This is a genomic window from Aquincola tertiaricarbonis (genome assembly GCF_023573145.1).
Lineage (GTDB): Bacteria > Pseudomonadota > Gammaproteobacteria > Burkholderiales > Burkholderiaceae_C > Aquincola > Aquincola tertiaricarbonis_B.
In genome coordinates, this window is the sequence record NZ_CP097636.1 from 3,124,651 (window position 1) to 3,137,832 (window position 13,182).

Sequence of the window (13,182 nt, forward strand, 5' to 3'; positions counted from 1 at the left end):
GAGCAGTTTAAGTCTCGGGGTGGGTGGGGCCGGCAAAGCCGCGCTCTTCGGCAAACCAGGCCAGCACCGGCACGGTGCCCGGCAGCACCGGCCGCACCTGCACCGGCAGCTGGTTCCAGGCCATCTGCTGGTGCTCGCGCATCTCGAACTCGCCGCTCCAGCTGAACACCTTGCAGAAGTGCAGCCGCACCCGCGCATGTTCGTAGTCGACGATCTCCACCCGCCAGGGCTGCACCGGGCCGATGGTGATGCCCAGCTCCTCGATCAGCTCGCGGCGCAGCGCGGCTTCCACCGTTTCGCCGGCTTCGAGCTTGCCGCCCGGAAACTCCCAGTAGCCGGCGTACACCTTGCCCTCCGGGCGAGAGGTCAGCAGGAAGCGGCCGTCGGGGTCGATCAGCACGCCCACGGCCACGTCCACCGGGGTGCGCTCGGCGCGAAGGGGCTCAGTCATGAACTGCTGCGGCCCGAAAAATCGCGCGCGAACTGGTAGGCCACGCGACCGGAGCGGCTGCCGCGCTCCAGCGCCCACACCAGCGCCTCGGGCCGCGCGGCGGCGATGCGCGCCTCGGCCACGCCAAAGTGCTGTAGCCACTGCGCCACGATGGCCAGGTACTCGGCCTGGCTGAAGGGGTAGAAGCTGATCCACAGCCCAAAACGCTCGGACAGCGAGATCTTTTCCTCCACCACCTCGCCGGGGTGCACCTCGCCGTCCTCGGTGTGGGTGTACGTGAGGTTCTCCTTCATGTACTCGGGCAGCAGGTGGCGGCGGTTGCTGGTGGCGTAGATCAGCACGTTGTCGCTGGCCTGGGCCACCGAGCCGTCGAGCATGGACTTCAGCGCCTTGTAGCCTGGCTCGCCCTCGTCGAAGCTCAGGTCGTCGCAGAACACGATGAAGCGCTCGGGCCGGTCGCCCACCAGGTCCACCAGGTCGGGCAGGTCCACCATGTCGGCCTTGTCCACCTCGATCAGGCGCAAGCCGCGGTCGGCGAACTCATTCAGGCAGGCCTTGACCAGCGAGCTCTTGCCGGTGCCGCGGGCGCCCGTCAACAGCACGTTGTTGGCCGCGCGGCCGTCGACGAACTGGCGCGTGTTGCGCACCAGGCGCTCCTTCTGGCCGTCGATCTCCTGCAGGCCGGACAGGCGGATGCTGGCCACGTGGCGCACCGGCTCCAGCACGCCGGCGCCGCGGCGCTTGCGGTAGCGCCAGGCGATGGCGGCGTTCCAGTCGGGGGCGGCGGCCGGCAGCGGCAGCACGGCTTCCAGCCGCGCCAGCAGCGCATCGGCGCGCTGCATCAATCGTTCGAGATCGGTGGACATCGCAAGGGCAACGGCGGGGCGGCCGGCGCAACACAAACCGGGCAGTTTAGCGAGCAGGCACCTCGAACAGCTGGCCGTCGGCCACCGCCACCAGCCGTTCGCCCGGCTGGCGCTCCACCGGATGCAGCCCGGTGAAGCTGCCGAAGGCCGGCAGCACCGCCACGCCCTCGCGCAGGTGGAAGCACGGCACGCGCACGCGGTCGATGCCGCGGCCCAGCCAGGCGCCCGGGTGCAGGTGGCCGGCCACCACGTGAGCGCCGATGCGCGGCTTCGGGTGGTGGCACAGCGCCAGGCCGCCCAGGCGCAGCGGCTCGTCCACGCAGCGGATGTCCAGCCAGCCGGGCGGGTCGCCGGCGCGGTCGTCGTGGTTGCCGCGCACCAGCGTGACGTCCAGCCGCGGATGGCGCTCGCGCCAGCGGCCCATCGCGGCCAGCGTGTCGGGCCCATGCGCATGGGCCGAATGCAGCAGGTCGCCGAGGAACACGAGGTGCTGGACCTCGTGCTGTTGCAGCAGCTGGTCGATCAGTGCCAGGTTCTCGGTGGTGGTGCCCCGCGGCACCGGCACGCCCAGGCGACGAAAGCTCACCGCCTTGCCGATGTGGGCATCGGCGATGAGCAGGGTGTGGTGGTCGGGCAGGTAGGCCGCTTTTTGCGGCAGCAGGCGGAACTGTTCGCCGCCCCAGGTGAGGTCGAGCATGGCGCTACGGTAGCAGCCACGCGAAAGACGGCCGAGCCGCCACTTGATCAGGCTGAGAGCAGCTGCAGCGAAGCGTCGAGGTGCTCGGTGGGCAGGCGCTTGAAGCCCGAGCGGGCGTAACGCTGCAGCCGGCCGACCGCGAACGAGGTCAGCACCGAAGCACGCACCTGGCCGTCCACCGTGGGCGTGCCTGAACCGGCCCGCTCGGCCGCGCCGCGCAGGCTTTGCCGCAGCACCGATTCCAGCCGCTCGAAGAACTGGTTCATGCGGGTGGACAGGCGCTCGTTCTCGTAGACGAGGGCATCGCCCACCATCACGCGCACCATGCCGGGGTTTTTCTCGGCGAACTGCAGCAACACGCCGATGGTGCGCTGCGCCTGCACCTGGCCCAGCGGCTCGCGCTCGACGATCTGGTTGACCAGGGTGAACACGCTGCTTTCGATGAACTCGATCAGCGCCTCGAACATCTGGGCCTTGCTGGCGAAGTGGCGGTACAGCGCGGCCTCGCTCACTTCAAGGCGTGCCGCCAATGCAGCCGTGGTCACCCGTTCGGCGCCGGGCTGCTCCAGCATCAGCGCGAGGGTTTCCAGGATCTGCACCCGCCGCTCACCGGGCTTGGGCCGCTTTCGCGATGGCACGTCGACGGCAGTGTCCAGCGGATCGTGCTCAGGTATTGACGAAAGATCGGTCATCGCCCCATGCGAAAGAGTCGGCGGTTTCACCGATTCTTGCACGTGGAAACAATTTCACGCTCCCCCCACGATCACGCGTCCCGATGGTTTGACAGCGCCTTCGGCCGGTGCTTGCCGGGGCGCAGCAGGTCGGCCAGGCGGCCCGTCTTGCGGTCCACGTAGGCCGGCTGCATGGTCCAGCGCTGGCGCCGGGCCCTGGCCGGCGAGCCGCGGCGGCCGAAGCGCTGCATCCACACCGTGTGCATGCCGATGGCGCGGGCCGATTTCTGGTGGTCCAGCGTGTCTTCCACCAGCACGCAGCGCGAGGGCGGCACCCGCAGCCGGGCCGCGAGCGCGCGCAGCATGCGGGCGTCGGGCTTGGGCCGCAGGTGGCCGAACATGGCCATGTCCTCGATGGCGATCACGCCATCGAACAGGCCGGAGATGCCCAGCGCCTGCAGCACCCGCAGCGCATAGGCACGCGGCGCATTGGTCAGTATGAGCTTGCGGCCGGGCAGCCGGCGCAGCACCGCCAGGTCGTGGCGATGGCCGGTGACGCGCTCTTCCAGGCCGGGCAGCAGGTGGGTTTCGTGCAGGAAGTGCGCCGCCTTGACGCCGTGGTGCTTCATCAAGCCCAGCAAGGTGGCGCCGTAGCGCAACCAGTACTGGCGGCGCAGGCGGTCGGCTTCTTCCGGGGGAACGCGCAACTCCCGTTGCACGAAAACCCCCATCGACTCATGCAGCGCCCCGAAAACGTAGGCGCCAGCGTCGTGGAGGGTATCGTCGAGGTCGAAGAGCCAGGTGCAGCGAGCGGTCATGCAACGATGGTCGCATGGCCGCCGCGCACCGGCGGCGACCTGTCAGTCAGATCAGCTGTTGGTGTCGCCGTAGACGATCTGGTCGTTGCGCATGGCGCGCAGCGTTTCGGCGCGCACTTCGTCGCGGGTCTTGGCTTGCGCGGTAGCCATTTCAGGCTGCTGGAAACGCTGGCCCAGCTGCTGGCCCCAGGTGTCGCCGATGGCGAAGCGGTCGCCGGCGGCCATGGCAGCGCGCGTCTGGGCGTTCACTTCAGCGCGGCTGACGGCATTGCTGTAGCTGACCGGCTCACGGTTGCCGTTGGTGTCGCCGTTGTTCCAGGCGTTGGCCGTGTTGCGGCCCACCACGTCCACGCGGGACACGTCGGACTGGGCGAATGCGCCGCCCGAAGCCAGCAGAGCAACCAGGGAGGCGGCGGCGATGAAACGGGTCTTCATGTCTAGGTCCTTTCAATGACGTTGGTCAGTGAGATGGACTGTAGGGATCAACCCTGAGCGGAAAAACCCGCGGGATCGCAACGCGCCATTGCGCCCACACGAACAATGCAGGCACACCCCTGGCGCGACGCCGCTTTTTGCGTGATGTTGTGGGGTGAGACGGTAAAGATGGCCGACGATGTCGGCCGATACCTACAACGCTGCGGCGCCATGGCGCCGTTTCAACAGCTCAATGGGAGCGGATCATGGTGCCGTAGGCCTGCTCCGACAGGATTTCGAGCAGCATGGCGTGCGGCACCCGGCCGTCGATGATGTGCACCGCGTTGACGCCGCCCTTGGCCGCGTCCAGCGCACCGGCGATCTTGGGCAGCATGCCGCCGCTGATGGTGCCGTCGGCGAACAGCTCGTCGATCTGGCGGGCCGACAGGTCGGTCAGCAGCTTGCCGGACTTGTCCAGCACGCCCGGCGTGTTGGTCAGCAGGATCAGCTTTTCGGCGCGCAGCACCTCGGCCAGCTTGCCGGCCACCACGTCGGCGTTGATGTTGTAGTTCTCGTTGCTGGCGCCAAAGCCCAGCGGCGAGATGACGGGGATGAACTGGTCGTCCTGCAGCGCCTTGACCACGCTGGGGTCGATCGACTCGATCTCGCCCACCTGGCCGACGTCGTGCTCGATGCTGGGGTCGTTCTTGTCAACCATCTTGAGCTTGCGCGCGCGGATCAGCCCGCCGTCGCGGCCGGTCAGGCCCACGGCCTTGCCGCCGGCGGCGTTGATCAGGCCCACGATGTCCTGCTGCACCTGGCCGGCCAGCACCCACTCCACCACTTCCATGGTTTCTTCGTCGGTGACGCGCATGCCCTGGATGAAGGTGCCCTTCTTGCCCAGGCGGCTCAGCGCCTCGTCGATCTGCGGGCCGCCGCCGTGCACCACCACCGGATTCATGCCCACCAGCTTGAGCAGCACCACGTCTTCGGCGAAGTCCTGCTGCAGCACCGGGTCGATCATCGCGTTGCCGCCGTACTTGATGACGATGGTCTTGCCGTGGAACTTGCGGATGTACGGCAAGGCCTGCGCCAGGATCTCGGCCTGCTCACGCGGCGCGATGTGCTGGAGGTCGGGAACGGTGGGTGCAGTCATGGCGGTTGGTGCGATGCAGCAAAAGTGATCCGCGATTGTAGGGACGGGCCGTGACAAGGTTCAGCGGCTGTGCACACCACGGGCCGGCGGCGCATCGGCCGGCCGGGCTTCGCCCAGCGCCAGCACGATGCCGCACAACTCGCCGCTGCCCGCATGCTGGCAGCTGCTCTGCAGCAGCGTGAGCTGCCGCTCCAGCAGCTGCAGCGCGGCGATGCGCTCGCGCACATGGCCCAGGTGCTCGGCCACCACCGCGTCCACGGCCGAACAATCCGCGCCCGGCTGGTCCATGTGGGCCAGCAGCACGCGGATTTCGTCCAGGCTCATGTCCAACGCGCGGCAGTTGGCGATGAAGCGCAGCCGCTGCAGCGCCCCACGGTCGTAGTGGCGGTAGTTGTTGTCGCCGCGCGCTGGCGCGGGCAACAGGCCCGACTTCTCGTAGAAGCGCACGGTGTCCACGTCCATGCCGGCCGCCTTGGCCAGTTCCCCGATGCGCATGTGGGCTCCCAGGCTGCTGATGGCGCCACTGTAGCCGCTTGACTCTGGAGCGGCTTCAGGGTTTGCAATGCAGCCATGGCTCACGGACACATTCCCCTCCACCCTGCACAGCCCACCGCCGCTGGCGGCTGCTGCGGCCACGCTCATGGCCATCATCACGGGCATCCACATGGTCATGACCATGACCACGGGCACGCCCACGATCATGGCCCCGCCGAGCCACCGCCGGCCAGTGGACGCGGCACGCGCCTGCACGTGCCGCAGATGGACTGCGCCGCCGAAGAAGCCGACATCCGCCGCGCGCTGGAGCCGCTGGCCGGCATCCAGGCGCTGCACTTCCACCTGGGCAGCCGCACGCTGACCGTGGAAGCCGAGCCGCCAGTGGTGCAGGCCGCGGCCGAGGCCATCCGCCGCGCCGGCTACAGCGCCACGCTGCTGCAGGCCGAGGCCACCGTGGCCGCGCCGCCCAGCCAGACGCCGCGGCTGGTGGCCGGGTTGGTGCTGGCGCTGGTCGCCGAGCTGCTGAATTTCCTGGCACCCGACACGCTGCCCTGGCAGGTGGCCGGCATGGCCGTGGCGGCGGCCGCCATCGGCCTGGCCGGGCTGTCCACCTACGCCAAGGGGCTGCAGGCGCTGCGCCATGGCCGCCTGAACATCAATGCGCTGATGGCCGTGGCCGTGACCGGCGCCTTCGTCATCGGCCAATGGCCCGAGGCGGCGATGGTGATGGCGCTGTATGCGCTGGCCGAAGCCATCGAGGCCAAGGCCGTCGACCGCTCACGGCAGGCGGTGCAGGGGCTGCTGGCGCTGTCGCCGGCCGTGGCGCAGGTGCGCCAGCCCGATGGCCGTTGGCTGGAACAACCCGCCGCGCAGGTGCCGGTGGGCGCGGTGCTGCGGGTGCGGCCGGGTGAGCGCATCGCGCTCGATGGCAGCGTGGTGGCCGGGCGCAGCGCAGTCGACCAGTCAGCCGTCACCGGCGAAAGCCTGCCGGTGGACAAGGCCGAGGGCGACCCGCTGTTCGCCGGCACCGTCAACCAGGCAGGCACGCTGGAGCTGCGCGTCACCAAGCCGCACGACCAGAGCACGCTGGCACGCATCGTCCAGGCGGTGGAACAGGCCCAGGGCGCGCGGGCGCCCACGCAGCGCTTCGTCGACCGCTTTGCGGCGGTGTACACGCCGCTGGTGTTCGCCATCGCACTGGCGGTGGCCTTGCTGGGCCCCTGGCTGGCCGGCTGGGACTGGCTGCAGGCCGTCTACAAGGCGCTGGTGCTGCTGGTCATCGCCTGCCCCTGCGCGCTGGTCATCAGCACGCCGGTGACCGTGGTCAGCGGTCTGGCCGCGGCGGCGCGGCGCGGCATCCTGATCAAGGGCGGCAGCTTCCTGGAAGAAGCGCGCAAGCTCAAGGCCGTGGCCTTCGACAAGACCGGCACCATCACCCACGGCAAGCCGGTGCTGGTGCACTGGCAGGTGCTGGAGGGGGTGGCGATGCCCGCGGCCGAGGTCGAGCGCATCGCGGCCAGCCTGGCCCAGGCCTCGAGCCACCCGGTCTCGGGCGCCATCGCCGCGGGGCTGAAGGCCACGCCCGCGGAGGTCATCGGCAGCCAGGCCCTCACCGGCCGCGGCACCGCCGGCCAGGTGGATGGCCGGGCCTATGTGCTGGGCAACCACCGGCTGATGGAAGAGCGAGGCCTGTGCAGCCCGGCGCTGGAAGCCGCGCTGCGCGAGCACGAAACCGCCGGCCGCAGCGTCACGCTGCTGGCCGACGAGCAGCGGGCGCTGGCCCTGTTCGCGGTGGCCGACACGGTCAAGCCGCATGCCGCCGAGGCCGTGGCCGATCTGCGCGCGCTGGGCCTGCAGGCCGTGATGCTGAGCGGCGACAACGACGCCACGGTGCAGGCGGTGGCACGCGAAGCCGGCATCGGCCAGGCCCATGGCAACCTGCTGCCCGAGGACAAGCTGGTGCAGCTGAAGGCGCTGCAGCAGCGCCATGGCCCCACGGCCATGGCCGGTGATGGCATCAACGATGCGCCGGCGCTCGCCACGGCCGACATCGGCATCGCGATGGGCGGCGCCGGCACCGACATCGCGGCCGAGGCCGCCGACGTGGTGGTGATGAACGACGACCTGCGGCGCATCGCCGAGACGGTGCGCCTGTCGCGCCGCACCCATGCGGTGCTGTGGCAGAACATCACGCTGGCCCTGGGCATCAAGGCCGCCTTCCTGGTGGCGGCAGTGATGGGCGAGGCCACCATGTGGATGGCGGTGTTTGCGGACATGGGGGCCAGCCTGCTGGTGGTCGGCAACGGCCTCCGACTGCTCCGACCTCAGTCCCGCCGGGCCGCCCCAAGGGACTGAGCTCCCCCTCGGGGGGGCGCGAGCGCAGCGAGCTTGGGGGCACCAATCAACCGAGGTAGCGCGCCTCCAGGTGCGCCTTGAAGTGCGCCGGGTTCAGCGTCTCGCCGCTGGCCCGCAGCGCCAGTTCGTCGGTGGTCCAGCGTGAGCCCTGCTGCCAGATGTGCTGATCGAGCCAGCCGAACACTGGCGTGAAATCGCCTTGGGCCACGCGGGTGTCGGTGTCGGGCACCGCGCGCCGCATCGCGGCGAACCACTGCGCCGCGTACATCGCACCCAGCGAATAGCAGGGAAAGTAGCCGAACAGCGCCTCGGGCCAGTGCACGTCCTGCAGCGGGCCGTTGGCGTAGTCGCCGGTGGTGTCGATGCCCAGCAGTTCCTGCATCTTGGCGTTCCACAGCGCGGGGATGTCCTCGGCCTCGATCTCGCCTTCGATCAACGGCCGCTCGATCTCGTAGCGCAGGATCACATGGGCCGGGTAGGTCACCTCGTCCGCGTCCACACGGATGCGGCCGGGCGCCACGCGGGTGAGCAGGCGCCACAGGTTCTCGGCCTCGAAGGCCGGCTGCGGGCCCAGGTGCTCGGCCACCAGCGGCGCCAGCTGCTCGACGAAGGCGCGACTGCGGCCCAGCTGCATCTCGAAGCTCAGCGACTGGCTTTCATGGATGGCCATCGAGCGCGCCAGCGCCACCGGCTGGCCCAGCAGCGCCCGCGGCAGGTTCTGCTCGTAGCGGCCATGGCCCGTCTCGTGGATGGTGCCCATCAGGCTGATCAGGAACTCCTCGGTGTTGTAGCGGGTGGTCAGCCGCACGTCCTCGGGCACGCCGCCCGAGAAGGGATGGGCGCTCACGTCCAGCCGGCCGGCGCTGAAGTCGAAGCCCATCAGCCGCATCGCCGCCTCGCACAGCGCACGCTGCTGCGCCACCGGGAACGGGCCCACCGGCTCGATCAGTGGCCGGCTGCGCTGGCGCTCGGTGGCGCGGGCGATCAGGTCGGGCAGCCACTGCCGCACCTCGCCGAACACCCGGTCCACCGTGGCGCAGGTCATGCCGGGCTCGTAGCGGTCCATCAGCGCGTCGTACTTCGACAGGCCCGACTGCTCGCTCAGCAGCCGCGCCTCCTCGCGGCCCACGCGCAGCACCTCGCGGAAGTGCTCGACGAAGCCGGCCCAGTCGTTGGCCGGGCGCTGCTGGCGCCAGGCATGCTCGCAGCGCGAGGTGGCCAGTTGCCGCGCCTGCACCAGCGATTCGGGCAGCGCATTGGCATTGAACCAGTCGCGGCGGATCTCTCGCAGGTTGGCGCGCTGCAACTCGTCCAGCGGCTCCTGCTCGGCGCGGTCCAGCCGCTCGCGCAGGCTGGGGTCGGTGCGCAGCCGGTGCATCAGGCCGGCCAGCTCGGCCAGCGCGGCGCTGCGGGCATCGTTGCCCTTGGGCGGCATCTTGGCGGCACGGTCCCAGCCGCCGATGGCCGCCAGGTGGTCGAAGCGGTGAAGGCGCAGGCAGTGCCGGGCCAGTTCGTCGTAGCAGGGGGTGGTGCTCATCGTGGCTCCGGTGCGATCGAGAGGGGGCATCAAGGGGTGAAGCGGCCCGGAAAGACCCACAGCAGGCCGGCCGTCATCGTCACATAGCGCAGGAACTTGCCCACCGCCATGTAGCCCACGCAGGGCCAGAAGGGCAGGCGCAGCCAGCCGGCCACCGCGCACAGCGGGTCGCCCACCACCGGCAGCCAGGCCAGCAGGCAGGCCTTGGGGCCGAAGCGCTGCAGCCAGCGCAGCGCGCGGTGGTCGGCGCTGTGGTGGGTGGCCTTCTCGTAGGCCAGCTCGGCGCCATAGCCCATCCACCAGCTGATGGCGCCGCCGGCCGTGTTGCCCAGCGTGGCCACCAGCACCGTGGGCCAGAACATGGTGGGGTCGAGCTTAACCAGCGCGAACACCGCCGGCTCCGAGCCCAGCGGCAGCAGCGTGGCCGACACCAGCGACACCAGGAACACCGCGCCCAGGCCCACTTCGGGCAGGGCCAGCGCATTCATCACCGCGGCCATGGCGGCCTGCAACCAGCTTTCCATCGGGCCGCATTATCACGAGCCCACACCCCCGCCAACCGCCCGGATGAGCGCGGCCGCGCCGCTATACTCCTGCCTCCTTTTTCAGCACCACCCCCTCCCCCGCCCATGAAGATCGGCCCGATCGAGCTGCCGAACCGGCTCTTCGTCGCCCCGATGGCCGGGGTCACCGACCGCCCCTTCCGCGTGCTGTGCAAGCGGCTGGGCGCGGGCTATGCGGTCAGCGAGATGGTCACTTCCAAGCGCGAGCTGTGGAAAAGCCTGAAAACCTCGCGCCGCGCCGACCACACCGGCGAAAGCGCCCCCATCGCGGTGCAGGTGGCGGGGGTCGATCCGGCCGAGATGGCCGATGCCGCCCGTTACAACATCGACCGCGGCGCCCAGGTCATCGACATCAACATGGGCTGCCCGGCCAAGAAGGTGTGCAACGTGTGGGCTGGCTCGGCGCTGATGCGCAACGAGCCGCTGGCGCTGCGCATCGTCGAGGCGGTGGTGCAGGCCTGCGCGCCGCAGGGCGTGCCCGTCACGCTGAAGATGCGCACCGGCTGGTGCGACACCGAGCGCAATGCGGTGGCCATGGCCCGTGCAGCCGAGGCTGCCGGCGTGGCCATGGTCACGGTGCACGGCCGCACCCGCGAGCAGGGCTACAGCGGCCAGGCCGAGTACGACACCATCGCCGCCGTCAAGGCCGCGCTGCGCATCCCGGTGGTGGCCAATGGCGACATCGACTCACCGCAGAAGGCCAAGGCCGTGCTGGCCGCCACCGGCGCCGATGCACTGATGGTGGGCCGCGCCGCCCAGGGCCGGCCGTGGATCTTCCGCGAGATCGCCCACTACCTGGCCACCGGCACCCTGCTGCCGCCGCCGCCCGTGGCCGACGTGCGCGGCTGGCTGGTGGCGCACCTGCTCGACCACTACGGCCTGTATGGCGAACAGTCGGGCGTGCGCAGCGCCCGCAAGCACATCGGCTGGGCGGTGCATGCCCTGCCGGGGGGCGCCGAGTTCCGCGCCCGCATGAACCTGATCGACAACTGCGAGCAGCAGCTGCAGGCGGTGACCGAATGGTTCGACCGCCTGGCCGAGCAGCATGAACGGCTGCCCGCCAACGACAGCCTGCTGGCCTTGTCGGCCTGATCCCTTTCCCTTTCCGTACATGACGAAAAAACACCTCGAAGCCTGCGTGCGCGAGAGCCTGGAGCAGTATTTCCGCGACCTGCGCGGCGTGGAGCCGCACTCGGTGCACGAGATGATCCTGAACGCCGTCGAGAAGCCCATGCTCGACGTGGTGATGGCGCATGCACAAGGCAACCAGAGCAAGGCCGCCGAGTGGCTCGGCATCAACCGCAACACCCTCCGGCGAAAGCTGCTCGAACACAAGCTCATCAAGTAAGGCCCGCGCCATGACCACCGCACTGCTCTCCGTCTCCGACAAGACCGGCATCGTCGAGTTCGCCCGCGAACTGCACGCTGCCGGCGTCAAGCTGCTGTCCACCGGCGGTACCGCCAAGCTGCTGGCCGAATCGGGCCTGCCCGTGACCGAGGTGTCCGAAGTCACCGGCTTCCCCGAGATGCTGGACGGCCGCGTGAAGACGCTGCATCCGCGCATCCACGGCGGCCTGCTGGCCCGGCGCGATGTGCCCGCCCACATGGCGGCGCTGGCCGAGCACGGCATCAACACCATCGACCTGCTGGTGATCAACCTCTACCCGTTCGCGCAGGCCACCGCCAAGGCCGGCTGCACGCTGGACGACGCCATCGAGAACATCGACATCGGCGGCCCCGCGATGCTGCGCGCCGCGGCCAAGAACTGGCAGGACGTGGCGGTGGTGATCGACCCCGCCGACTACCCGCGCGTGCTGGCCGAGCTGAAGGACGGCAGCGTGGACCGCACCACCAAGTTCATGCTGGCCAAGAAGGTGTTTGCGCACACCGCCGCCTACGACGGCATGATCGCCAACTACCTGAGCGGCCTGCAGGCCGGCTCGGAGCTGGCCACGCCGCAGGTGCCGCAGCGCCACGAATACCCGGCCGTGCTGAGCCTGCAGTTCAGCAAGGTGCAGGACATGCGCTACGGCGAGAACCCGCACCAGAGCGCCGCCTTCTACCGCGATGCGCAGCCGGCCCCCGGCACGCTGGCCGGCTGGCACCAGCTGCAGGGCAAGGAACTCTCGTACAACAACATCGCCGATGCCGACGCGGCCTGGGAATGCGTGAAGACCTTCAGCGCACCCGCCTGCGTCATCGTCAAGCATGCCAACCCCTGCGGCGTGGCGGTGGCGGCCTCCGCGGCCGAGGCGTATGCCAAGGCCTTCAAGACCGACCCGACCTCGGCTTTCGGCGGCATCATCGCCTTCAACCGCCCGCTGGACGCGCAGGCCGCGCAGCTGGTGGTCAAGCAGTTCGTCGAGGTGCTGATCGCCCCGGCCATCACCGCCGAGGCGCGTGAGGTGTTTGCCGGCAAGCAGAACGTGCGCCTGCTGGAAGTGCCGCTGGCCGACGCGATGAACACGCTGGACTTCAAGCGCGTGGGCGGCGGCCTGCTGGTGCAGTCGGCCGATGCCAAGAACGTGCAGCCGGCCGATCTGCGCGTCGTGACGAAGCAGCAGCCCACCGCGCAACAGATGGAAGACCTGCTGTTCGCCTGGAAGGTGGCCAAGTTCGTCAAGAGCAATGCCATCGTGTTCTGCGCCGACGGGATGACCATGGGCGTGGGCGCGGGCCAGATGAGCCGCATCGACTCCGCCCGCATCGCCTCCATCAAGGCGGGCAATGCCGGCCTCACGCTGCAGGGCACCGCGGTGGCCAGCGACGCGTTCTTCCCGTTCCGCGACGGCCTGGACGTGGTGTGCGACGCCGGTGCGACCTGCGTCATCCAGCCGGGCGGCAGCATGCGCGACGACGAGGTGATCGCCGCGGCCGATGAGCGCGGCATCGCGATGGTGTTGACCGGCACCCGCCACTTCCGACACTGATGACCCCCAAGACGCCTTCGGCGTCGCCCCCCCGAGGGGGAGCGGGGCCGCTTGGGAGCGGCCCGGCGCCGGCCCCTGAATGGTTCACCCCCAAGACGCCTTCGGCGTCGTCCCCCCGAGGGGGAGCGGGGCCGCTTGGGAGCGGCCCGGCGCCGGCCCCTGAATGGTTCACCCCCAAGACGCCTTCGGCGTCGCCCCCCCGAGGGGGAGCGGGGCCGCTTGGGAGCGG

Annotated in this window: 14 protein-coding genes; 4 read left to right on the forward strand and 10 right to left on the reverse strand. The window is 69.9% G+C overall.

The window, feature by feature from the left end; genetic code table 11:
• Positions 1–7: 7 nt before the first annotated feature.
• From MW290_RS28775 to cadR, 8 genes are all read right to left on the reverse strand, one after another.
• Complete coding sequence (locus MW290_RS28775; protein WP_250197778.1) at positions 8–451, reverse strand: NUDIX domain-containing protein; 444 nt, start codon at positions 449–451, stop codon at positions 8–10.
• Positions 448–1,317, reverse strand: a complete 870-nt coding sequence (locus MW290_RS28780) for an ATP-binding protein (RefSeq protein WP_250197779.1) — start codon at positions 1,315–1,317, stop codon at positions 448–450. Before MW290_RS28780 ends, MW290_RS28775 begins: the two co-directional genes overlap by 4 nt.
• 46 nt (positions 1,318–1,363) lie before the next feature.
• Positions 1,364–2,014, reverse strand: coding sequence for a ligase-associated DNA damage response endonuclease PdeM (gene pdeM, locus MW290_RS28785; RefSeq protein WP_250197780.1), 651 nt, complete (start codon positions 2,012–2,014; stop codon positions 1,364–1,366).
• A 47-nt stretch (positions 2,015–2,061) separates the two neighbouring features.
• Positions 2,062–2,706, reverse strand: coding sequence for a nucleoid occlusion factor SlmA (gene slmA / locus MW290_RS28790; RefSeq protein ID WP_250197781.1), 645 nt, complete (start codon positions 2,704–2,706; stop codon positions 2,062–2,064).
• Positions 2,707–2,777: 71 nt separating this feature from the next.
• Positions 2,778–3,503 (reverse strand): pyrimidine 5'-nucleotidase, encoded by a 726-nt coding sequence (locus MW290_RS28795; protein WP_250197782.1) that lies wholly within the window; start codon positions 3,501–3,503, stop codon positions 2,778–2,780.
• 51 nt (positions 3,504–3,554) lie between these two features.
• Complete coding sequence (locus MW290_RS28800) at positions 3,555–3,938, reverse strand: hypothetical protein (protein WP_250197783.1); 384 nt, start codon at positions 3,936–3,938, stop codon at positions 3,555–3,557.
• Positions 3,939–4,167: 229 nt separating this feature from the next.
• Positions 4,168–5,073 (reverse strand): acetylglutamate kinase, encoded by a 906-nt coding sequence (gene argB / locus MW290_RS28805; RefSeq protein ID WP_250197784.1) that lies wholly within the window; start codon positions 5,071–5,073, stop codon positions 4,168–4,170.
• A gap of 60 nt (positions 5,074–5,133) precedes the next feature.
• A complete protein-coding gene (gene cadR / locus MW290_RS28810) occupies positions 5,134–5,568 on the reverse strand; it encodes a Cd(II)/Pb(II)-responsive transcriptional regulator (protein WP_250197785.1) in 435 nt (144 codons plus the stop codon).
• A 75-nt stretch (positions 5,569–5,643) separates the two neighbouring features.
• Between cadR and MW290_RS28815 the strand changes: the two genes are divergently transcribed.
• A complete protein-coding gene (locus tag MW290_RS28815) occupies positions 5,644–7,923 on the forward strand; it encodes a heavy metal translocating P-type ATPase (RefSeq protein WP_250197786.1) in 2,280 nt (759 codons plus the stop codon).
• A 46-nt stretch (positions 7,924–7,969) separates the two neighbouring features.
• On the opposite strand, the gene MW290_RS28820 is transcribed toward MW290_RS28815, so the two are convergent.
• Together MW290_RS28820 and MW290_RS28825 are read right to left on the reverse strand one after the other, a co-directional pair.
• Positions 7,970–9,460: a carboxypeptidase M32 gene (locus tag MW290_RS28820; RefSeq protein ID WP_250197787.1), complete on the reverse strand. Its 1,491-nt coding sequence runs from the start codon at positions 9,458–9,460 to the stop codon at positions 7,970–7,972.
• Between the two features lie 29 nt (positions 9,461–9,489).
• On the reverse strand, positions 9,490–9,984 hold the full coding sequence (locus MW290_RS28825; protein ID WP_250197788.1) for a YqaA family protein: 495 nt from the start codon (positions 9,982–9,984) through the stop codon (positions 9,490–9,492).
• A gap of 105 nt (positions 9,985–10,089) precedes the next feature.
• Between MW290_RS28825 and dusB the strand changes: the two genes are divergently transcribed.
• Genes dusB through purH form a run of 3 tightly spaced genes read left to right on the forward strand, consistent with a single transcriptional unit; the run spans position 10,090 to position 12,953 of the window.
• Positions 10,090–11,115, forward strand: a complete 1,026-nt coding sequence (gene dusB, locus MW290_RS28830; protein WP_250197789.1) for a tRNA dihydrouridine synthase DusB — start codon at positions 10,090–10,092, stop codon at positions 11,113–11,115.
• Positions 11,116–11,134: 19 nt separating this feature from the next.
• A complete protein-coding gene (locus MW290_RS28835) occupies positions 11,135–11,371 on the forward strand; it encodes a helix-turn-helix domain-containing protein (RefSeq protein ID WP_250197790.1) in 237 nt (78 codons plus the stop codon).
• A gap of 10 nt (positions 11,372–11,381) precedes the next feature.
• A complete protein-coding gene (gene purH / locus MW290_RS28840) occupies positions 11,382–12,953 on the forward strand; it encodes a bifunctional phosphoribosylaminoimidazolecarboxamide formyltransferase/IMP cyclohydrolase (RefSeq protein WP_250197791.1) in 1,572 nt (523 codons plus the stop codon).
• Positions 12,954–13,182 lie beyond the last annotated feature (229 nt).

Bases quoted from the DNA above. Each gene is read 5' to 3' on its own strand.
- MW290_RS28775 (WP_250197778.1), bottom strand. From the start codon at position 451: ATGACTGAGCCCCTTCGCGCCGAGCGCACCCCGGTGGACGTGGCCGTG.
- MW290_RS28780 (WP_250197779.1), bottom strand. From the start codon at position 1,317: ATGTCCACCGATCTCGAACGATTGATGCAGCGCGCCGATGCGCTGCTG.
- pdeM (WP_250197780.1), bottom strand. From the start codon at position 2,014: ATGCTCGACCTCACCTGGGGCGGCGAACAGTTCCGCCTGCTGCCGCAA.
- slmA (WP_250197781.1), bottom strand. From the start codon at position 2,706: ATGACCGATCTTTCGTCAATACCTGAGCACGATCCGCTGGACACTGCC.
- MW290_RS28795 (WP_250197782.1), bottom strand. From the start codon at position 3,503: ATGACCGCTCGCTGCACCTGGCTCTTCGACCTCGACGATACCCTCCAC.
- MW290_RS28800 (WP_250197783.1), bottom strand. From the start codon at position 3,938: ATGAAGACCCGTTTCATCGCCGCCGCCTCCCTGGTTGCTCTGCTGGCT.
- argB (WP_250197784.1), bottom strand. From the start codon at position 5,073: ATGACTGCACCCACCGTTCCCGACCTCCAGCACATCGCGCCGCGTGAG.
- cadR (WP_250197785.1), bottom strand. From the start codon at position 5,568: ATGCGCATCGGGGAACTGGCCAAGGCGGCCGGCATGGACGTGGACACC.
- MW290_RS28815 (WP_250197786.1), top strand. From the start codon at position 5,644: ATGGCTCACGGACACATTCCCCTCCACCCTGCACAGCCCACCGCCGCT.
- MW290_RS28820 (WP_250197787.1), bottom strand. From the start codon at position 9,460: ATGAGCACCACCCCCTGCTACGACGAACTGGCCCGGCACTGCCTGCGC.
- MW290_RS28825 (WP_250197788.1), bottom strand. From the start codon at position 9,984: ATGGAAAGCTGGTTGCAGGCCGCCATGGCCGCGGTGATGAATGCGCTG.
- dusB (WP_250197789.1), top strand. From the start codon at position 10,090: ATGAAGATCGGCCCGATCGAGCTGCCGAACCGGCTCTTCGTCGCCCCG.
- MW290_RS28835 (WP_250197790.1), top strand. From the start codon at position 11,135: ATGACGAAAAAACACCTCGAAGCCTGCGTGCGCGAGAGCCTGGAGCAG.
- purH (WP_250197791.1), top strand. From the start codon at position 11,382: ATGACCACCGCACTGCTCTCCGTCTCCGACAAGACCGGCATCGTCGAG.